This is a genomic window from Actinoplanes sandaracinus, assembly GCF_030009775.1.
Lineage (GTDB): Bacteria > Actinomycetota > Actinomycetes > Mycobacteriales > Micromonosporaceae > Actinoplanes > Actinoplanes sandaracinus.
Window position 1 is genome coordinate 151,072 of record NZ_JASCTH010000005.1, and the last position, 21,075, is coordinate 172,146.

The window sequence follows — 21,075 nt, forward strand, 5'->3', positions numbered from 1 at the left end:
GGGCGCGTGCTTCATCCCAGCCACGGACCGGTCGGCACCTGTTTTCAAGTCGCCGAGGGCTACTTGGTGACCGCAGAGCACGTTCTGAGGCAAATTTCTGCAGATCAGGTGGACTCGGAAGTATGGATCGAGCCAATGTCATCGCCCACGGCGCCCCCGTTGAGGGCCATCGTACTGGCCACCGACCCGAAGAACGATTTGGCTCTCCTGCGGTCAAACGACGACCTACCCGCAAGTGTGCCTTCTCTAGCATATTCCGATCCTCAGCGAAGTGGCACCGAATTCACGTTGGCCGGTTATGGCATCGTTCCGGAAGCCGACGGCGAGGAGGCGCGGTTTAGATTTCTTCAGACTCAAGGAAAGTGGCAGGGAAGCGCGAATCGGATAGATGGTAGCGAAGTCGCAATCGCTACCGCCTCGGGAGCCGTTCAAGGAATGAGCGGCTGTCCGGCAATCCGCGACTACGACCAGACCGTGATCGGCGTCTTGAGTGGACGGTACACGTCCGAGGACGGATGGAATCAACATCGCATCTGGGTCACGCGCGTCGAGGCCGTTGAAGCCCTTATCAGCCCTTACGTCAAAGTCCCGACAGACCGAAGCGGAGGTACAGATTCCGCTACCCGAGAGAGCTGGCTCGATGAGTCTCCCATCGACCGTCAGCGCGTACTTGAGGACGTCTGCTACGTCGGTGACGACTGGACGGAAGAGTGGCAAAAGGCGAGCAATGCACTGAAGGAATCTAGCGTACTCATTGTGGTGACAACTGGCGGCGCTGGAGCAACAACGTTCGCGGAACGGTTGCTGGCTGAAAACACTCCGACCAGCACGCGTCTCACGCACGTCGATCCCGGTGACTGGGACGAGCCAGATGCCAAGCTGATACCTCGACGGGCCAAGTACGGTGCCGTATTGGATCTTCGAGATCCGGAGCACGATCGCCCGACCGAAGCATTTCTGCGAGGTATCAGCAAGCTGGCGACCTGGAACAAGAATATGGAGTCTTATCTCGTCATCACGGTCCGAGATGAGCTATGGCCCGGCTTCGCAGCAAAAGCGATTGATGGATTCCTTACGGTGTATCTTCGCAGGTCTCCCGACCCACTGAAGGTAGCAAAGAGATACATCAGCGCGAGAGCTCCACGAATCCTTTCCGCGTTGGACGAGGAAGTCGTAGTCGAGCACCTGCGCAGACGGAACGCTGTCCAGACTATGACAGCCGTCGAGAGAATCCTAAGACTATTCGAAATATCCGTACAAAATGGCAACACGGCAATTCTTCCAACCGCTCTGGAAATCGCTGATGCAATTGACGAGCATCTCGACGAACTCGACATCATGTTTGGCGAGCGTTCATCGGCAAACGGAGCACTCAATGCTCCGCCTCACCCTTCCGATAAAACGTCATTCTTGAATCCCGAGGACCGCTGTCTACTGATTGCCCTTGCATGTCAACCACATGTTCATCTTTCGAAGCTTGAGAGCAATTCCGACCTCCTGGAGAAGAGGCTGCGCGGATCAGGTTTCCAGGCACGTGAGGATGGAGCAGCCTTTTCGGCCCTCACAAAGCCTGGGTTACGGGGTCGACTGAAGAGCATCAAAGCAGTGCGCAGCCCAGGGGACGTCGTCTCACTGAAACGAGAGGGGTTAGCTGAGTCAGTCATCGCTTACGTATGGGAAAACTATCCGAAGGTCCGCCATCCGATAACGGCATGGCTAATAGAGTCGGCAGCTGAAGACAGCGAACGCGAGAAGGCTGTCGGAAACCTCCTCGCCACAGTCGTACAGAGTCGGCAAGACGTCGACTTCTTAAAGAATGAAATCGCATCGCAAACTCGAAAAAATAATCGGCCGAAAATTCTGCAGGAGGTGCTGACTCGAGCACTTGAAGATTCACACATGCGACGCCGATGTGAGAGATTGCTGTACGACTGGGCGGTCCAGTCCGACTTTCAAGGCATTGTGGTCAAGGTCGCAACGAAGATGCTCTATGGACCTCGCAAAGACATCGCCCTGAAACGCTTACAACGCGTTGCTGATCACACCACCTCTGACACACTCCAATCCACGATAGTAGAAGTTTTCCGCACTCTCGCCGATGACCCTTCCTCGTCCGACTGGTATCTGGACAAGATCAGCTCCTGGTTCACCAAGAGCCCGGACAGCCGGGCATCAGGCCTAGCGTTTATGGCAATCTTGCAGAGTGAAACCAGAGGCTTCCGATGGCTGATCAGCGAAGAGGCACAATCGGATAAGGTCGACCGCATGCTAGGACGACTGATTGCCGACCCCAGCCTGAACGAAGCCATCGTTCGGATGGTTCATCACGCGAGTCTAGATGGTGCAATGTACCCGTATGTGATTGAGCGGATCGGCAGAGCGGTTAGGGAGAGCGGTACATTCATGCTATTGATCGATCTGTCCGCCCGTCTTCGCGAGGCGGGACGCGAAGGCGGACGAGATCCGATCGCCGACCTCGGCAACCTTTTGAGGTTCCAATAGGAGCACCCCCTTGACACTCTTGCCCCGCAGCATCAGCCTGCAAGCGGCCGAAAGATTGCGATGCCCGTCGGCTACTCCCGGATTAGATTTCGAGGTGACGTTCTCGGCGCGATATCGGGCAGGTCGGACCCCCCACGAGAACCTCGACAGTCTGGTACGACACACATTGGTCGTCGAGGCCAGGCGAGAGGCTGAGAATTGGGATCTGGATGAGCAGACACACTACGCTGACGCCCTGAACGCCCAGCTAGGAAAGTCGAGCCGATGCCACGAGGGATACTACACCCGACTCACCGCCAAGGCGGTTGTAAATGTAAGCTCACAGGCACGTATGGCTGCCATACAGCTTCGGGACGACAAGATCCGATTGGAACGCCTTCAGCGACTGAAGGGCGCTTTGTACACCGACCCCGGATTAGTTGCGATCGACTTTCTGGACCGCAATCCGTCGCTCACTATCACCGATACGGATCTGGCGCGATTTCGCAAACTCGCTCACGATCTGAAGCATCATGAACAATGGTGGTGGCCGGTTATGACAGCCTGGAGCGACCTTGCGCTGAAGACAGAGTCGCCTGAAGCAGCCTCACACCTGATGGAGATGCTGAGACAGGCGATACTCCAACTCAACCGTAAACTCGCCGAGTCCTACGGCATCGTTTCCAGCAAGGACCCATTTTCATCGTGATGGTACAGGCCCCAGCATAGGCTGGGGGCCGCTATCGGCGACATAGAATGAGGCTTCCGGTAAAGACCGTAACCGGCCAAGATCAGAGGCCCCAACCGGGATCCTCGCTGTGCTGTACTATCCCTGGTTCGATTCCGTTGTCCGCCGAAGCCTAAAACATCTGGCGGACCTCATCCGCCGTCAGCGAGAAAGTGGCGATTCCGCTGGCGGCGGCTCCATCCCGTTCGTCGAGCCCTCGCCGTAGCCAACCGCCCTCGCGAAGATCCCGGCTAAGATGCGCTGCTGCCCACGCTCGGCGACCGCAGTCGTGCAGGTCGGCCCTGTCCTGCACCATCGCTAAGCCGGCCGCTAGGCAGGATGAACTGGCTAGTTGATCGGCGATGCGGTTCGCATCGGATTCCACGAACATTGCGCCGTCGGCGGCCGTACCCTTGGCGTACGCACGTCCCCGGAGCGCCTCATGCATGATATCGCTGGTCCGCCGTTGCTCTTGACGGACAACCCGGTCACCGGCCGGGGGGACGACCAATTCGGATTCGGCACGCACGGGCGTGTTCTCTGCGACGCCATTCAGGCGACCGTCCACCTGCCCCTGACCGTCGGTGTCTTCGGGCCGTGGGGAACAGGCAAGTCGAGTTTCCTGAACATCTGCCGCGAGATGTTGGACCGGCGCGGCATTCCCACGATCGCCTTCAACCCGTGGAAGTACGACGACAAGGAAGCGATCTGGCACGCGCTGATCCAGACGATCCTCACCGAGATCGCCGGGGAGCCGGACGAACGCCGCCAGGATCTGGTGGCCAAGGCCAGGCGTCTGAGCAGCACCGCCACGTGGCTTCTCCTGCGCCACGCCGCCGCCCCGCTGAGCGCGGGTCTCGTCGACGGCGACGACGTGACGGCGGCCCGGGACGCCTGGCAGGCCAGAGGAGTCGAGAACTACCGGCACATCAACCATTTCGAGGCCGACTTCGCCGACGTGGTGCGGACCTTCGTCGGTGACCGGGGACGTCTCGTGGTGTTCGTCGACGACCTGGACAGGTGTCACGGCGACACCGCCATCGCGGTGCTCGACGCCCTCAAGCTGTTTCTCGGCGAAGCCTCCTGCGTCTTCGTGCTGGCCATGGACTTCGATGTCATCTCGACGGCGGCCGCGAAACGCGTCGACGGCGATCAGGCGCGCGGGCGTCAGTACCTCGAAAAACTGATCCACTTCCCCTATCACCTGCCGGAGGTGCGGTTCGAGGCGGTATTCCGGCAACTGCAGGATTCCGTGGTGGGAGACCTCAGCGGGGATCCGGCGCTGTGGCAGCTCGCCGAGGACGCGTTCGGCGACAACCCGCGCCGGATTCGCCGATTCGTGTCGGCGCTCAACCTCACAGCGGCGACGCTCCGGTTGCATTCGCGACCGAGCAGGGACCGGCTGATGCAGGCGGCGATCCTGCTGGCGCTGCGGATGCGTTTTCCCGATTTCTTCCGGCGGGTCCGAGCGAATCCGGCGGTGTGGGTACGGCTGGACGAGGCCGCCCGCACGCAGAACAACTCCGGGCTGCGCCAGGACGAGGTGGAGCTGGCCACGGCCGAACCCGCCTTGTCGGATCTCCTGCTGAGGATCACGCCCGGTGACCGCAGCGGGTGCTCGTTCCCGCCCATTCCGACGAAGGCGCAGATCGAGGTCGTCACGCAGGTCCTGACGGTGACCGGCGGGCCGGGCGACCAGTCATGACCGCCGAGCCCCGTTATGCGATCGGACTCGACATCGGCGACGGCGAAAGCTGCCTCGGATGGGCTCCGCTCGACCGCTCCGAGCCGACACGGATCTATGCGCGGCCGCGCTCCGGGGAACGCAGCATCGTGACGGCCATGGCGCAGTCGCCGGCCGGCGCGTCCCGACGGCTCATCGGCGACGAGGCCGTGACCAGCCACGGGGCGACCCACTTCAGCGTCAATTTCAAGGCGGCGCCGGACGTGCTCTGCTCCGGGACCCCGGATGCCGTCTGCTTCGCCCAGTCCCTGCTGACGGAGTTCCGGGAGCACCACCCGGAGGTCTTCACCGATGGCGTGGCGTTCGTCGGGCACCCGGCGGGGTGGCCTGCCGAGGCGGTCGACGCGTACGGCCGGCACCTCGGCCTGCTGGGCCTGCCGGTGCGGCTGATGCCGGAGTCGCAGTCGGCGCTGCTGCACGTCCGCGACCGGGGTCGTGACGAGACGCGACTCGAACGGGTCCTGATCGTCGACATCGGCTCGTCCACGACCGACTTCACGATCGTCGAGGACCTCTCACCGAGGAACCTGCCGGTGGGCGCCACTCTCGGTTGCCGGCAGATCGACGAGCAGCTCGCCGCCCTGGTCCGGACCACGCTGCAGCACGACGCGGCGCTGATGGAGGCGCTGACCGCCGACGGCGGCCCGGATTTCCTGCTCCTCGCCTGCCGGTGGGCCAAGGAGGCGCAGTTCTCCGGCGTGTCCCGACGGATCATGGACCTGCGCGAGTCGTGCGAGGAACGCTTGCGGCCGATCGTCGCGACCGCGTGGACGTGGCTGCTCGATCTCGAGATCCCGCAGATGGTGGCGGCGCCCGGCGGCTGGGGCGACGGCTTCCGTGCCGTGCTGACCGAGGTGGCGGACCTGCTCGGCGACCAGCGGCCGCACCTGGTGGTGCTCACCGGAGGCGGCTCGCGCATGCCCCTCGCCGACTGGTTGAGCCGTGAGGTCTTCCCCACCTCCATGGTCGAGCACGACGAGGATCCGCAGTTCGCGGTCGCCCGCGGGCTGGTGAGCAACGGGCAGCATCGGGCCGCCGTCGACCGTTTCCGGCGTGACGTGACCGGCCTGATACGGGCTCCGGAGACCGAGCGGATGGTCCGGGCGGAGGCGGTGCTGGCACTCGACAGCATGAAGGACAAGGTCGCCGTCCAGGTGCTGGAGGCACGCGCCTCGGCCGCCGATCTGGCCAACCACATCAAGTTCGGCATGTACGAGGCGACACAGGCGCTGGCCGACTCCCTCGCCTACTACCTGTCGATGCGGGTGGAGAGGATCTGCCGGCGGCACGGCGTCCCCGATCATCGGGTGCGCCTTGAGCTGACCCTGCCGGACCTGTTCACCGATCGGCTGGACCGCGTTCTCGAACGCGTCGACAAGGCCGAACGATTCACCGAACACAGCACGCCGGCGGTACTGGGTCAACTCGGTGTGCCCCAGGAAACGGTCAGCCAACTCTTCAGCTCGGCTCTCGAACGAATCAGAGCGAAGTTCGCCCCGGCCGTGAACCCGGAGATGGCGACGTTCGCGATCGGCGCCGTCACCAGCGGCTCCGGCTGGGCCGCCGATCGTGCCGCGCGAGCATGGATCCAGCGCATGCTCCGCCTCGGCGAGTACTCACCGGAAGAGCTCGACCGGATCACCGCCGAGGTGATGGCCGCCATCGCCGAGCAGACCAACGACCGAGCCCGCGACCTGGAACGCTGGCTGGCCTGAGCCGCCGCCGTCGGCGTGGTCAGCCGTGGACGAGCCTCTCCAGCGCGGGAACCACCGCGGCGGGTTCCGGCATCGCGGCGATCTCCGCCGCGACCTCCCGGGCCGCGGTGCGCAGCGCCTCGTCGGTCAGCAGGCGGTTCAGATGGACCGCGGTGATGGCCTTCGCGGTGACGGCCAGGCCGGCGCCGCGCCGCGCCAGCAGTTCGGCGTTGTGCTTGCGGTCGCCACCGCCGGGGGTGGTCAGCTGCGGCACGCCGGCGGCCAGGCCACCCAGCACGCTGCCCGCGCCGGAGTGGTGGATGAACGCCGCCGCGTGCGGGAGCGCCTCGTTCAGGGGCACCCGGCCGACGGTCCGTACGTTCGGCGGAAGTCCGCGGCGGGCCGTCGAGCGGACCAGGACGAACTCGGCGTCCACCTGTGCGGCCGCGGCGATCACCGCGGGGCCGGGGTCGCCGAGGTCCGGGCCGCTCAGTGTGCTGCGGCTGACCAGGACGCGGGGACGCTCGCCCGGGGTGAGAAGCCACTCAGGGATGGGGCCGCCGCCCGAGAACGGCACCGGCCGCATCGCGACCGTCCCCGGCGCGGCGCCGGCGCGAAGGCTCGGCGGTGTGACGGCGATGGTCAGCTCGGGGGCGGGGATGTCCAGTCCGGCCATGGCGCTGCTGGCCGTCACGGCCCGGAAGAGGTCGGTGGCCGGCCACAGGGTGTTCTCCTGCAGGACCGAGGGGATGGCCAGACGCCCGGCCACCACCGCACCGGCCTCGCTCAGCGACTCGAAGACGATCAGGTCGGGGCGTTCCCGCTCGGCGAGCGCCTGCAGCGGGCCGACCAGTGCCAGGTTGGCGCGGCCGAAGATCTCGCCGACCATGGCGTGACCGGCGACGCCCCGCATCTCGGCACGAGCGAGACGCGGATGGCGTACGGTCACCCGGAGCGCGCTCCGGGGCAGGCTGAAGGCGGCCCCGATGTCGGCGGTCCGCAGTCCCAGCACGTCGGGAGGGAAGCCTCCACCGGCCAGGATCACGTCATGCCCGGCGTCCCGGCATGCCGCGGCGAGCGGGATCAGCGGCAGAAGATGACCTTGCAGCGGGACGGAGACGAACACGATGCGCATGCCGCGTTCTATCACGCTTCGGCTGAGGTGTCGCTGAGTCCGGGCGGTCCTCAGGCGGCGCGCCCGGGGGCCACCCGGCATGGGTGACCCCGGGGGGCGCCGGCTCAGGTGATGTCGCGCTTGCGCATCGTCCACATCGCCGCCATCGTCACGAGGCCGACCACCGCCAGCATCGCGATCCCGGCCATCTGCCAGGTGATCACCATGGAGGGCGGCTCGCACCCATTGACCGCGGAGAAGTCACAGGGCGCGTTGTAGTCCAGGACCTCCCACTCCTTCTCGAGCCAGGCGATCCCCCAGAACGGGAGCAGGTACGCCTCGGCGAAGCGCACCCGGGCCACCTGCAGCACCACGGCGAGACCGAACTGGAACACCACGATCACGCCGATCGCCGCACCCAGGGCCATGGCCGTGTGCCGCCCGATGGAGGCCAGGCCGAATCCGATCATCCCCGCGGCCAGCACCAACACCATCCCGCGCAGCTCCAGCAGACCGATCGACTGCCAGGCGCCCGAGGTCATCTTCGCGGTGGTGCCGCGCATCGTCGCGATCACCCAGAACAGGCCCGTCCATACCGCGCTGAGCGTCACCGTCAACCCGATCAGGCTGACCACCAGGGCGGCCAGCTTGGTGCTCAGCACCTGGAGCCGCCGGGGTCGCCAGAGCAGCAGGTTCATCATGCCGCCGCTGTTCCACTCGGCGCCGATGAAGGAGGCCCCGACGACGAACGCCACCATCGCGAGGATCGCGGCGAGAGTGGTGACCATGCCCGGGAAGTTCTCCCGGAAGTCGAACTGCGAGGGCATGAAGTCCTGGATCTGGACGTCCTCCCGCTGCAACTGGCCGAGCTGGTCGCAGGTGAAGCCCTCACCGTACTGCTGCTTCATCTGCTCGGGGGTGAGCGACTCGCACCGCTTCTTCTCCTCGGCGGCGTAGCCGGTCTGCTCCTGGAAGTACCGGTCAGCCTCGGCCTGCGCCTGCGCGATCACCGCAGGGGTGGGCTTCTCGTTCGACACGAACATGCCGATGGCCACGGCGACCAGCACGAGCACGGCGCCCAGCACGAAATACCGGCTGAACCGGCGCTTGGCCAGACGGCGGGTCTCCGCCTTGAACAGGCTCACTGTCCCCATCCGTTCCCGGCCGTAGCCGCCACGTCGTCCACCTGACGGTTGGCTCCCTCCACCGGGGCGGTGCCGGTGAGCTGAAGGAAGACGCTTTCGAGATCCACCGTGACCGGCGTCAGCTCGGACACGAAGATCTGATGACCGGCCAGCAGCCGCGTGATCTGTGCCGGTCTGCTCGCGTTGCCGACGATGAAGTGGTCCTGTTCCAGGGTCACCTCGGCGCCCGCCGCCCGCAGCGCCTGGGCGGCGCCGAACATGTCGACGCCGGGTTCGAGCCGCACCTTCACCTTCGTCGAGCGGTGCTCGGCGAGGACTTCCGCGACCGAGCCGGCGGCCACCCGGCGGCCCGCCGCGATGATGGTCACCGAGTCGCAGATCAGCTGGATCTCGGCCAGGATGTGGCTGGAGAGCAGCACGGTCATCCCGGAGTCGGAAAGGGTGCGCATCAGGGTGCGCATCTCCCGGATGCCACCCGGGTCCAGGCCGTTCGCCGGCTCGTCCAGAATCAGGAACTTCGGCTCCTTGAGAAGCGCGGAAGCAACCGCCAGGCGCTGCTTCATGCCGAGCGAGTAGGTCTTCACCCGCTCCGCGGCCCGCTCCCGGAGGCCGACCACCTCGAGTACCGCGTCGACCCGGCGCTGGTCGACGCCGCCGGCGTCGGCCAGCAGGGACAGCGTTTCGCGTGCGGTGAAGTTGCCGAAGAACTGCGGGCTCTCCACGATCGCACCGACGAGACCGGCCACCTCGGGCAGATGCTGCGGAACCTCCCGGCCGAGAATCGTCATCCGGCCCCCGTTGGGCTTGATGAGCCCGAGCAGCGTACGCAGGGTGGTGGTCTTGCCGGATCCGTTCGGCCCCAGGAAGCCGTGCACCTGCCCGGCTTCCACGACCATGTCGAAGCCGTCGAGCGCCTTCCTGGCTCCCTTGCGGCTGCGATACGTCTTCTGCAGCCCTGATATCTCGAGTACGGCGGTCATTCGCCGCACCTTAGATGATCAGGGCAACCTCTGCGTACGATCCACCCGTTTCACCGGGCCGAGCACCTGCCGCCGCCCGCCGCACCGGCATCGGCGCCCGCGACCTCGCCCGCAGCGCCACCGTGGGCCTGATCCGCCGGTGCGGTTCGGCGGCGCTCGGGTGGCGGGCCGGAGTCATGCTGAACAGGTGCGCTTCATTCTGAACGTCCTGTGGTTCATCTTCGGCAGCGGCTTCCTCCTGGCCATCGGGTACGGCGTCGCCGCGTTGATCTGTTTCGCCCTGATCGTGACCATCCCGTTCGGTGTGGCATCGCTGCGCCTGGCGGTCTACTCGCTGTGGCCGTTCGGCCGCACCGTCGTCGACCGCCGCGATGCCGGCGCCGCCTCCGGCATCGGGAACATCCTGTGGCTCGTCCTGGCCGGCTGGTGGATCGCCCTGGCCCACATCACCGCCGGTGTCGCCCAGTGCGTGACGATCATCGGCATCCCCTTCGGCATCGCCAACTTCAAGCTCGTCCCCGTCGCCCTCTGGCCGCTCGGCCGTGAGATCGTCGATCTCGACTGAGGTCGCCGACGGCCGAGCGCGAGACTCGAAGATCGAGGAGACGTCCCATGCCGGCGAAACGTGGAGCCCTGTTCCAGGTGTGCGGCGCCATGGCGGTCGCGGTGCTCTCCGCGGTGGCGTGGTTCGCCTGGCTGGGCTGGGACGACGAGTACCAGACCGATCCGGCCACCGGTGTGGCGTCCGGGCCGTACCAGGTGTGGCAGATCGCCGGTTGTGGGGTTTCGCTGTTGATCCTGCTGGTCGGCGCCGAGCTGGCGGGCGTGCGGGCGCTGCCGGCGTCGGCGGCGCTGACTCTCGGGTTCACCGGGGCGTGGACCATCGATGCGGCACGCTCGGACGAGACCGGCCTCTTCGGGGTCGGCGCCGTCATGCTGCTGGCCGGTCTGTGCGTGGGATCCGCCCTGGTATCCGGGGCCGTCATCGGGCTCCGCGACCGCCGGGGAGCGCGCCGTTCCTGACCGGTACGGCCGGGACCGAATACACCAAACGATCTTCCAGCACCGATATTGTTGCCGCCGGCTGAGACGATCTCCACATGGAGCGAGTCGATAGTCGCGTTGTCTATGAGAACCCCTGGATGGTCGTTCGCGAGGACGAGATTCGGCGTCCTGACGGAACCCCGGGAATCTTCGGCGTGGTGGAGAAGCCCGACTTCGCGCTGGTCCTGCCTCGCTGGCAGGACGGGTTCTGGCTCGTCGAGCAGTTCCGCTACCCGGTCGGGCGGCGTGCCTGGGAGTTTCCTCAAGGTAGTTGGGGGCGTGGCGCCAGTGGCGACCAAGCCTCGCTCGCGCGTCAGGAGCTTGCCGAGGAGACCGGCCTGCAGGCCGCGTCCCTCACTCATCTGGGCCATCTGTTCGAGGCTTACGGTTTTTCGACCCAGGGGTTCGATGTCTATCTCGCGGAAGGACTCACCGAAGGGGAGCCCGACCGGGAACCGAGTGAGCAGGACATGATCCACCGAGCGTTCACCGACCAGGAGATCGATGGAATGATTCTGTCGGGGCAGATCGTGGACGCGCCGTCGTTGGCAGCGCTGACTCTCTTCCGGCTCCGGCCGGCCTGACGGGAGGCCCGTACTCCTCGGGTCTGTTCTCATGCCGCGAGTCGCGCGCTGCTGGGCGTGACGGCTTCGGCGAGGTCGGCGGAAGCGCTCGGCCGCCGGGTTCCGCCGGTTTCCCATCACACCGATACGATCATGGCCGACTCGGGGAGTGATGGAAGACGTTGGTGCGCACGCTGCGATGCCGCCGGATGGCAAAGCTCCCGGCTCTGAACGACGCGGAGCACCTCGTTGCGCTGAACGCCACCGTCGACGGCCGGCTGGTCGCCGTCTCGGCGTGTGGTAGCCGGCGCAGCCGACTACCCGACCTGCGGGTACGAGTTCACCTGCACGAAGCCGGGGACGACTGGCGTCCGGTGGAACTGACCGGTGTGACGATAACGCCGGACGAGGTGGACCTGCTGCCTGACGGAAGTCTCCTGCTGGTCCAGTCCCGATGCGTCCGCCGGCCGTTCGAGCCGGTGCCGGACAACGCGCAGGTGTTCAGCGCGTCCGGTCAAGCGCTGCGGTCGTTCCGGGTCGGTGATGGCGTCGAACACCTCGCCGTCGACGAGCCGGGCACCATCTGGGTCGGTTACTTCGATGAGGGCATCTACAGCGGGGATCCGCTCAGCGCCGGCGGTCTCACACGGTTCGACGAGTTCGGTCGGCAGCTGTGGACCTACTGGCCGCCATCCGGATTCGGTCACATCGCCACCTGCTACGCGTTGAACGTGGGTGCTCGCACGACGTGGGCCTCCTACTACACCGACTTCCCGCTGGTCCGGATCACCGATACGAAGGTCAGCCCCTTCCCGCCGGGCCCGGTCCGCGGAGCGCAGGGCGTACTCGTCCACGACGACGTGGTGATCTTCATCGGCGGGTACGGCACGCCGCACCGGTTGACCGAGTGCCGACTGCGCGACGGCACCATCGTTGAGCACGGTCCGGCCGCCCTCACCCCGTTGCAGAAGATCAACCTCGTCAGCACCCGCGGAAGCCGCCTCTACCTGCGAACCACCCATGCGGTCTTCGAGGCCGACCTGGCCGAATCGTCGCCGCAGCGCTGACCCCTGACCCACTTCGAACACCGCTGCCGGACCGGTTCTTGCTGGGATCACGTCAGTGACGCCGCTGATGCCCGCCGAGACGTTCGGTGACGAGCCGAGGCGTGCTCACTCCGGACTGGGCACTTGACGCGGCGAGAATCATCTCTTTGACTGGAGACGTCATCTTGCAGCGCCGGTCGGTGGTGGAGCGCGCTGGTCAACCCCGGGCCACACGGGGGCGTCCAGCCATGGTTTGCACCGAGTGCTCGGCGTGCCCGCGTGGTCCCGACTCGAGAGGGACCACCATGAGCGACACCACCGCTGCGGGGCCGTCCGCCCCGCCGCAGCAGGATCAGCCGCAGTACGACCCCACGGACTGGACCCCGATCATCGAGCGGGCGTTCTTCGCACGTCTGCTGGAACTGCTCGGATCCCGTGCCGACACCGCCTGGCCCCAGCCCGTCGACGAGTTGGTGCGACACCGGCTCGCAGCCCTCGATACGCGGATCGGCCCCTTGGTCGCCACCACGATGGACGCGGCCAACTCCAGGTTCACGGCGCTTGCCGTCGCGGCGTATGACGTCGTCGAGCCCGTGTGCGGCCCCACCGAGACGGCCGCGATCGTGGAGGACTGCCTCAACAGCCCGCTGCGCGAGGACATCCTGGCCGGTACCCGCGGCATGCTCGATCACACCGACGACCCCTTCACCGCTCTGGTCGCCGCCAGCAAGCAACGCGAGCAGACCTACTTCGGCCCGTCGTTTCATTTCGAGCGGCCCGTCGACGATCACGACACTTACGTCCTGGACGTGCGCCGCTGCCTCTTCCACGACGTGCTGGTCGCGGCCGGACGGAGCGAACTGCAGCCGATTCTGTGCCGCTTCGACCTCAACTGGGCCGACGCCATCGAGCCGGCGCGCCATCACCTCAGGTTCGTGCGGCCGGTGACGTTCGCCAGCGGCTCGACGTGCCGCATGCTGTTCACCCGCGAGGAACATCTCTCCGGGCTGATCGCCGAGCCCGCTCATGCGCACACGGCACAGCAGGCGGCGGCCGCGGATTGAGCCCTCCGGGTTGAGTCAGCGTGGGCGGCGCACCGCTCGCGGCGTCCCTCTGCCGAGGCCGGTATCCCCGGCGGAGGGACGTCGAGCGGGACACCCCAGGCGCGGGCGACCCGGCGCGGAGAATCCCACACGCCTGCCGCGTCGAATCCCGTCACACCGGCTCCGTCCGCTCGGTGGGCGTTCCGATCGGCGTCACCGCGACGGTGGTCGAGGCACCAGGTCGAGCGAGCAGTGCGGCCCAAGGACCACAACTTGTGAACCGGTGCTCACCAGGCACTCCACGAATCCCCGTTAATCGACATTAACCGATTGGAAACATTGACCGAACCGCGTGGAGACCGCTAGCGTCTCGATCGAGAGAGCGCTCTCTCAGCACGCCGCAACCGGTTCCGGCCGACTGCTCTCCGGAGGCGGAACCCGCCCGTCCGCGCCCCGCTCCCCCATTACCACCGGAGGTCGTCCATGCGTTCATCCTCCACACCGCCGCCCGTCACCGCTCTCACCAGCCGCAGCCGCACCCGGCTGGCCGGGCTGGCCGCCGCCACCGTTGTCGCGGTCGGCTCGGGCATCCTGGCCGTCGCGTTCTCCGGTGCGGCGAGCGCCGGCACGATCGGCGCCGGCAGCTACACCGAGACCCTCCCGGCCGGCGCCAAACTGCCGTCGGGCTGCGGTTCGGTGTCGACCAACCCGCGGGAGAACGTCACCACGAACGCGCCCAGGGGCGGCGTGCCCACCAACGACTGGTGGTCGTCGCTGCTGTTCAAGAAAGGCGACGACTGCAACTTCTCGCAGCCCCTGTACGCCCACCCGGTCGCGTACCGGCCGGTGGCCAGTGGGCTGGGTCTGTCGTACGAGCAGACGCCCGCCATCAGCGGCAGCCCCACCGGCCTCGGTGAGTACCACTACCCGTACGCGCAGAAGGTCGTCGCCGGTGTCGCGGGTTTGAACGCGCCGAAGGCGCTGGTCGACGGCTGGACCGACTGGACCGTCACCCCGTCGTGGAGCGACGGCGCCCGCACGTTGAAGGCCACCATCGGCCACGGCCTGCCGCTGAGCTACTTCCAGGCGACCGGCGGCGACGCGCTGCTGACCGTGACCGGACCGCCGACCGCCTGGTCGAACAGCGGCAACCGGCTCGGCTTCTCGATCGCCGGCCAGGACTATGTGGCGTGGGCGCCGGCCGGTGCCACCTGGAGCGCGAGCGGCAACACGTTCCGCTCGAACCTCGCCGGCAAGGGCTACTTCACCGTCGGCGTCCTGCCCACCACATCGGCCACCAGCGTCGCCGACAAGCTCGCTCTCGCCGACTCCTGGGGCCGGTACGCACACCACCATGTGACCGGCACCCGGGTCGCCTACTACTACGACCAGGCGAGCGGCGCGGTCGAGACGACGTACGGCTTCACCACCACCGCCCGTGAGGGCAACGGCTCGGGCACGGTCATCGCGCTCTACCCGCACCAGTGGCGTCACCTGACCGGCTCCACCCCGGCGGCGCAGACGTACGTCTCGCCCCGCGGCCGCATGAAGATCGTCACCGGCACGCAGTTCAAGACCGCGATGAAGTACACCGGGGTGCTGCCGGAGATCCCCGCCGTCGCCGACAGCGGCGGCGCCGACCTGACGACGATCACCGGCTACCTGAACGCCGAGCTGAACAACCCGGCCGACTTCCGCGGTGACGACACCTACTGGACCGGCAAGGGCCTCGGCCGCGCCGCCCGGATCGCGGAGATCGCCGATCAGCTGGGGATCGTGACGGTGCGCGATGCCGCGCTCAGAATCATCAAGACCCGCATCACCGACTGGTTCACCGCCACCGCCGGCAAGACGTCACGGGTCTTCTACTACGACAAGAACTGGGGCACCCTCATCGGCTACCCGGCGTCGTACGCCTCCGACGAGGACCTCAACGACCACCACTTCCACTACGGCTACTACGTGGCCGCGGCGGCGACACTCGCCAAGTTCGACCCGGCGTGGGCCTCGAACAGCCAGTACGGCGGCATGGTCGACCTGCTGATCCGCGACGCCAACAACTACGACCGTGGCGACACCCGGTTCCCGTACCTGCGTGACTTCGACATCTACGCCGGCCACGACTGGGCGTCCGGGCACGGCGCGTTCGGGGCGGGCAACAACCAGGAGTCGTCGTCGGAGGGCCAGAACTTCTCCAACGCCCTCATCCAGTGGGGTCAGGCCACCGGCAACAGCGCCGTGCGCGACGCGGGCGTCTGGTTGCACACCACCCAGGCCGCGGCGATCAACGAGTACTGGTTCGACGTCACCGGCGAGAACTTCCCGAGCCAGTGGGGCCACAACTACGCGGCCATCGTCTGGGGCTCCGGTGGCGCGTACGCCACCTGGTTCAGCGGCGAGCACGCTCTCGTCGTCGGCATCAACATGCTGCCGATGACCGGTGGCCAGCTCTACCTGGGCGACCACCCGCAGTCGGTGCGCGACACCTACGCCGAGCTGGTCCGCAACAACGGCGGGGAACCGCAGCAGTGGCGCGACATGCACTGGCAGTACCTCGCGCTCGGCGACGGCGACGCGGCGCTGGCGAAGTTCCGGGCCGGTGGCGGCAACTACACGTCCGAGGAGGGCGAGAGCAAGGCGCACACCTTCCACTGGATCCGCAACCTCGCGGCCCTCGGCACGATCGACAAGACCGTCACCGCGAACCACCCGCTCGCCAAGGTGTTCACCAAGAACGGCGCGAGGACGTACGTCGCCTCGAACATCACCGGCAGCGCGCTGACCGTGACGTTCTCCGACGGCCGCACCATGAATGTCGCCGCCGGCAAGACCGCCACCACCGGCGCCCTGACCTGGAGCGGCGGCAACGCCAACGGTGGCGGGGTGGTCACCCCGCCGTCCAGCAGCCCGCCGCCGAACTGCACGACCGGTCCGTTGCTGTCGCAGGGCCGGCCCGCGACCGCGTCGTCCACCGAGAGCGCCGCCTTCCCGGCGAGCCACGCGGTCGACGGCAATGCCGCCACCCGCTGGTCGAGCGCCTTCGCCGACCCGCAGTGGCTGCAGGTGGACCTGGGATCGGTGCAGACCCTGAGCCGGGCCGAGCTGACCTGGGAGGCGGCGTTCGGCCGGGCGTACACCATCCAGACCTCGGCGGACGGCGCCGCCTGGACCACCGCCGCCACCGTGACCGACGGTGACGGCGCGGTGGACGCGCTCCCCCTCTCCAGCAGCGCCCGCCACGTCCGGATCAACGGCACGACCAGGGCGACGCCGTACGGCTACTCCCTGTTCGAGTTCAAGGTGTACGGCGCCTGCGGCACGGCGGTCCGGTAAGGATGGACGACGGCCGGGAGCGGATGCTCCCGGCCGTTCTCCCACCATGTCGGCCCGGATCCACGGATGCCGGCCGGCACACTCCGCTCGGAGATCACTGTTGAGTGGCCAGGTGGCCCTTCAACCCGGCGCCGAAACTGGTCGGGGTACCGGTGTGGTCCTTGATGAGAGCCGGGCCCTTGACGCAGTCCCAGGTGTTCCAGGTCCAGCCCAGATAGCCGACGCCGTGCGCGTCGGCCCACCTCATCAGCGTGTCGATGAATGCGTGGCCGCAGTCGTTCTCGCCGATCTCGGTGATGGTCAGCGGAACGACGGCCGCCACCGGCGCCAGTTGGCTGTCGAAGCAGGACACGCTGTTGCAGGCGTTGAAGTTGTACACATGGGCCGAGGCCGCGAGATTGCCGGTCGGGTCGACCGGCCGGTACTGCAGCCATTGCCTCAGGTCGTTCGCGTAGGTGAGCCCACCGAGCAGGATCACGTTCGTCGCCCCGGTCGCCCGGACCGCGTTCACCAGCGTCTGGAAACCAGCCACCTGGTATCCGATGCCGAAGCAACTGCCGCCGTCACGCCAGCACCGCCACGCGCCGGGCTTGTCGAGGGTGAGGGTGGCCCAGTCCGGGTAAGGCTCGTTGAAGAGGTCGAAGAGCACCGCGTCGTTGCCTTTGAACATGGTCGCCACGCTCGTCCAGAACGTGGGCGTGTACCGCGCGTCGGGCATCGGTTTCTGGCAGATCGCCTTCTCCTCCCAGCAGCCCGCCGAGAAGAGCCCGTAGCTGCCCCAGCTCCAGTGCAGCTCCAGAATCGGATTGATCCCGTTGGCCACGAGCAGGTCCACGTAGTCCTTCACCGACTGCTGGTACGCGGCCCCGCTCACCCCGCCGGCCGGCACGCTCGCGGTGCCGAGCCAGCACTCCTCGTTCAGCGGCACCCGGACGGCTCGCACGTTCCACGACCGCATCGCGCTGACCGAGGACTGGTCCATCGGACCGTCCCACATGCCCTTTCCCTGGATGCAGGCGAACTCGCCACCGGACCGGTTCACACCCAGTAATCGGTAGCTCGCCCCGGTCTGCGTGACCAGCCGGTTCCCGGACACATGCAGGGCGGGTGCGGGCGCCGGCCGGTCACTGCTCGCGGCCGGCGCGGCCGCGGCCGGTCGCGCCGCGGGCAGACCCGCGACCACCCCGCCGGCCAGCAGGAGCAGAAGCACGGCGAGGGATGCGAGAGTCGGGTGTCGCTGTGGCATCAGGTGACTCCAGGCACGTGATCAAGAAGGTGGCGACACGCTATCTCACGTATGTCGATGCTTCAATCTGCGTCCCGGGCAGAGGCTCATACTCACCCGACGACACCGAGGCGCGGCGTCCGGACAACGACACTTGCCACGGCCGGAAGTGAGACGGATTTCCGTTACTGTGCCTCGTAACGCGCCGCAGACCCGCCGGAGGAGCTCGCTTGCCGACAGAGGACGCCAGCCTGTCGGACCTCGGCGAGGCGCTGCGCGAACTGCGCCGCCGGCAGGCCCGCCGCGACGGCGAGCGGCAGCTGACCTACCGCGAACTGGCCGAGCGGACCGGCTGGTCGCACGGCATCATCGGGGAGTACTTCGCCGGCCGGGTCCTGCCGCCGACCGACCGCTTCGACCTGCTGATCCGGCTGCTCGGCGCCACCCCCGCCGAGCAGGGCGCCCTGGCCACCCTGCGCGATCAGGTCGAGGAGCAGCGCCGGCGCGGCGACCAACGGCCTCGCGAGCTGCCCGCCGCCGGGTCGGGAATGGTCGGCCGCGACGCCGAGCTGTCCGAGCTGGACGCCATGCTCACGGGCAACGCCCCGGTCGTGATCAGTGGAATGGCCGGGATCGGCAAGACGACCCTGGCGTTGCACTGGGCGCACCGGATCGCGGCGCGGTTTCCGGACGGTCAGCTGCACCTGAACCTGCATGGCTTTCATCCGGAAGGTGCCATGTCGGCGGGCGAGGCGCTGAACACGCTGCTCTCCTCGCTGGGGGTCGCCGCGCCACGGATCCCGCAGGATCTCGAGGCCCGGGCCGGGCTCTACCGGACTCTGCTGCAGGACCGGCGGATGCTGGTGATGCTCGACAACGCGGCCGACGCCGAACAGGTCCGCCCGCTGCTCCCCCCGGCCGGCTGCCTGGCCCTCGTCACCAGCCGAGGCCAGCTCACCGGCCTGGTCGTCAGCGAAGGCGCCCGGCCACTGAGCGTGGACGTGCTCGCGGTGGACGACGCGCGGCGGCTGCTCGCCGAGCGGCTCGGCGCCGGGCGGGTCGAGCGGGACGCGGCCGCGGTCGAGCGGATCGTCACGGCCTGCGGGCGGCTGCCGCTGGCGCTGGCGGTGGTGGCGGCACGCGGGGCGCTCAATCCGGCGTTCAGCCTCGACGACATCGCGGGTGAGTTGGACGGGTCCGGCGCGACGTCGGCGACGGAGACCCTCGCCGACGTGCGGACCGCGTTCTCCTGGTCCTACCGGCTGCTGCGGCCGGATGCGCGGCGACTGTTCCGGCTGATCGGGCTGCACCCGGGGCCGGACCTCACGGCGCCGACCGCGGCGGCACTCGGCGGACTGGGCGTGACGCGAGCCGCGGCGATCCTGGCCGAGCTGGCCCAGGCCCGGCTGACCGTCGAGCACCGGCCGGGGCGGTTCGCGTGCCACGACCTGCTCCGGGCGTACGCGGGCGAGCTGTCGGAAAGCGAGGACCCGGCGGCGGACCGCCGGGCCGCCGTCGACCGGCTTCTGACCCATCTCGTGCACGCGGCGGGGGCGACGACGCTGGTCTTGGACCCGTTGCGGAAGCCGATCGGGATTCCGGCGGGTGAGCCGCCCGCCACCGTGACCCGGCCGGCCGACGAGGTCGCCGCGATGGGCTGGTTCCGGGCCGAACACCGGGCGCTGCTGGCCGCCCTGGACCTCGCCGTCCGCACCGGGCTGGACCGGCAGGCGTGGCGGCTGGCCTGGGGCGTCGTGGTCGCCCTCGAACGCGACGGCGGCTGGCAGGACTGGATCGCCGTGCAGACCACGGCGCTGCGGGCGGCGGAGCGGCTGGGCGATCCGGCGGCGAGCGCGTTCTCGCACCGTTCGCTGTCGGTGGGCTACGCCCGGCTGGGGCGGACCGCGGAGTCCCGGGCGCACGCGCTGGCCGCGTACGAACTCTTTCTTCAGGTGGACGACCCGGCCGGTGCGGCGGTCTGCCAGCACGCGCTGGCCTTCACCTCCGAGACCGAGGGCCGCTGGGCGGAGGCGATCACACACGCCGAGCGGGCCCTCGCGCTGTTCCGGCGGGCGCACGACCCGGTCGGGCAGGCACGGGCGCTGAACTCGGCCGGGCTCTACCAGGCCGAGCTGGGCGATCACGACGCCGCGCTGGACAGGTGCGGGCAGGCTCTGCGGTTGCAGCTCGGCATGGGCGACCTGGGCGGGGCAGCGGCGACGCTGGACAGCCTGGGCACGATCCGGCACCAGCTCGGCGACCACCCCGCGGCGATCGGCCACTTCCGGGAGGCGCTGGCCCTCTTCGCCCGGCAGGGCGACCGGATCGGCCAGGCCGACACGCTGGGGCGGCTGGGCGAGACGCAGCGGGCTGCCGGCGACGTCGCGGCGGTGCGACAGTCGTGGCAGCAGGCGGTCACCCTGCTGGAAGAGATCGGCCACCCCGGTCTGGCCGGCGCCCGGGCCCGTCTCGCCGCACTGGACCGTCAGTCGTAGAGGAACCGCGGACCACAGCAGACGATCAGGAACGCCACGGCCAGCAGGATCGGGACGATGAGCGCCGGGCTCTGCCCCACCGGCCGGCCCGGTCGCAGCGGCCGGCCGAAGCGGTTGCCGATCCCGGGCGGCGGCCCCGCGTCGTAACGGGGCGGCGGCAGCCGGTTGATCCGGGCGAGCTGGCTCGCGTTCATCAGCAGGGCGATCAGCCCGGCCGGCGCCGGGATCCCCCACCACCCGGCGACCAGGGTGAACTTCTGCTGCTCGCGGAAGACGGCCAGCCCACAGTCGCGGCAGAAACCGCCGGACCGGGTCCGGACATGGAAACCGATCAAGATCACCACCACGGCCCGGAAGGAGGCGTACGCGGACGGGCCGCCGCCGCAGACGTCACACGAGACGATGGGCGCCGTCCGGGATGTCGTCACGATGTCCTCCGAG

The 21,075-nt window shown here is 67.9% G+C and carries 16 protein-coding genes; 11 read left to right on the top strand and 5 right to left on the bottom strand.

Annotated elements, in window-relative coordinates; translation table 11 throughout:
• Nucleotides 1-6 precede the first annotated feature (6 nt).
• The 4 genes from QLQ12_RS09400 to QLQ12_RS09415 all read left to right on the top strand — a co-directional run bounded on the left by QLQ12_RS09400 (nt 7) and on the right by QLQ12_RS09415 (nt 6,667).
• Entirely contained in the window at nt 7-2,502 is a 2,496-nt protein-coding gene (locus QLQ12_RS09400) for a S1 family peptidase (protein WP_282758679.1), read from the top strand.
• A 10-nt stretch (nt 2,503-2,512) separates the two neighbouring features.
• Nucleotides 2,513-3,190, top strand: coding sequence for a hypothetical protein (locus tag QLQ12_RS09405; protein WP_282758680.1), 678 nt, complete (start codon nt 2,513-2,515; stop codon nt 3,188-3,190).
• 460 nt (nt 3,191-3,650) lie between these two features.
• On the top strand, nt 3,651-4,913 hold the full coding sequence (locus QLQ12_RS09410; RefSeq protein ID WP_282758682.1) for a KAP family P-loop NTPase fold protein: 1,263 nt from the start codon (nt 3,651-3,653) through the stop codon (nt 4,911-4,913).
• Nucleotides 4,910-6,667, top strand: a complete 1,758-nt coding sequence (locus tag QLQ12_RS09415) for an Hsp70 family protein (RefSeq protein WP_282758683.1) — start codon at nt 4,910-4,912, stop codon at nt 6,665-6,667. The genes QLQ12_RS09410 and QLQ12_RS09415 overlap by 4 nt, the downstream gene beginning before the upstream one ends.
• Before the next feature lie 19 nt (nt 6,668-6,686).
• Here the strand turns inward: QLQ12_RS09415 and QLQ12_RS09420 are convergent, their stop codons facing one another.
• The 3 genes from QLQ12_RS09420 to QLQ12_RS09430 form a co-directional block, all read right to left on the bottom strand.
• Nucleotides 6,687-7,781 carry a glycosyltransferase gene (locus tag QLQ12_RS09420; protein WP_282758684.1) on the bottom strand — a complete coding sequence of 365 codons (1,095 nt, stop codon included), beginning with the start codon at nt 7,779-7,781 and terminating at the stop codon, nt 6,687-6,689.
• Between the two features lie 104 nt (nt 7,782-7,885).
• Nucleotides 7,886-8,905 carry an ABC transporter permease subunit gene (locus QLQ12_RS09425; protein ID WP_282758687.1) on the bottom strand — a complete coding sequence of 340 codons (1,020 nt, stop codon included), beginning with the start codon at nt 8,903-8,905 and terminating at the stop codon, nt 7,886-7,888.
• Nucleotides 8,902-9,885: an ATP-binding cassette domain-containing protein gene (locus QLQ12_RS09430; RefSeq protein ID WP_282758689.1), complete on the bottom strand. Its 984-nt coding sequence runs from the start codon at nt 9,883-9,885 to the stop codon at nt 8,902-8,904. Before QLQ12_RS09430 ends, QLQ12_RS09425 begins: the two co-directional genes overlap by 4 nt.
• A gap of 187 nt (nt 9,886-10,072) precedes the next feature.
• Here QLQ12_RS09430 and QLQ12_RS09435 point away from each other — a divergent pair, with 187 nt between their 5' ends.
• The 6 genes from QLQ12_RS09435 to QLQ12_RS09460 all read left to right on the top strand — a co-directional run bounded on the left by QLQ12_RS09435 (nt 10,073) and on the right by QLQ12_RS09460 (nt 16,914).
• The gene (locus tag QLQ12_RS09435) at nt 10,073-10,450 is read left to right on the top strand and encodes a YccF domain-containing protein (protein ID WP_282758690.1); all 378 of its coding nucleotides are present in this window, start codon (nt 10,073-10,075) and stop codon (nt 10,448-10,450) included.
• Nucleotides 10,451-10,497: 47 nt separating this feature from the next.
• Nucleotides 10,498-10,908, top strand: a complete 411-nt coding sequence (locus QLQ12_RS09440; protein ID WP_282758692.1) for a hypothetical protein — start codon at nt 10,498-10,500, stop codon at nt 10,906-10,908.
• A 77-nt stretch (nt 10,909-10,985) separates the two neighbouring features.
• Nucleotides 10,986-11,513, top strand: a complete 528-nt coding sequence (locus QLQ12_RS09445; RefSeq protein ID WP_282758693.1) for an NUDIX domain-containing protein — start codon at nt 10,986-10,988, stop codon at nt 11,511-11,513.
• 188 nt (nt 11,514-11,701) lie between these two features.
• Nucleotides 11,702-12,559, top strand: coding sequence for a hypothetical protein (locus QLQ12_RS09450; RefSeq protein WP_282758695.1), 858 nt, complete (start codon nt 11,702-11,704; stop codon nt 12,557-12,559).
• A gap of 284 nt (nt 12,560-12,843) precedes the next feature.
• A complete protein-coding gene (locus tag QLQ12_RS09455; protein WP_282758697.1) occupies nt 12,844-13,602 on the top strand; it encodes an L-2-amino-thiazoline-4-carboxylic acid hydrolase in 759 nt (252 codons plus the stop codon).
• Between the two features lie 462 nt (nt 13,603-14,064).
• Entirely contained in the window at nt 14,065-16,914 is a 2,850-nt protein-coding gene (locus QLQ12_RS09460) for a glycosyl hydrolase (RefSeq protein WP_282758699.1), read from the top strand.
• Between the two features lie 94 nt (nt 16,915-17,008).
• Here the strand turns inward: QLQ12_RS09460 and QLQ12_RS09465 are convergent, their stop codons facing one another.
• Nucleotides 17,009-18,160, bottom strand: coding sequence for a glycoside hydrolase family 5 protein (locus QLQ12_RS09465; RefSeq protein WP_282758701.1), 1,152 nt, complete (start codon nt 18,158-18,160; stop codon nt 17,009-17,011).
• Nucleotides 18,161-18,369: 209 nt separating this feature from the next.
• Here QLQ12_RS09465 and QLQ12_RS09470 point away from each other — a divergent pair, with 209 nt between their 5' ends.
• Entirely contained in the window at nt 18,370-20,634 is a 2,265-nt protein-coding gene (locus tag QLQ12_RS09470) for an ATP-binding protein (protein WP_282758702.1), read from the top strand.
• On the opposite strand, the gene QLQ12_RS09475 is transcribed toward QLQ12_RS09470, so the two are convergent.
• Nucleotides 20,625-21,062 (bottom strand): hypothetical protein, encoded by a 438-nt coding sequence (locus QLQ12_RS09475; RefSeq protein ID WP_282758704.1) that lies wholly within the window; start codon nt 21,060-21,062, stop codon nt 20,625-20,627. The two genes, QLQ12_RS09470 and QLQ12_RS09475, sit on opposite strands and share 10 nt — an antisense overlap.
• Nucleotides 21,063-21,075: the final 13 nt, after the last annotated feature.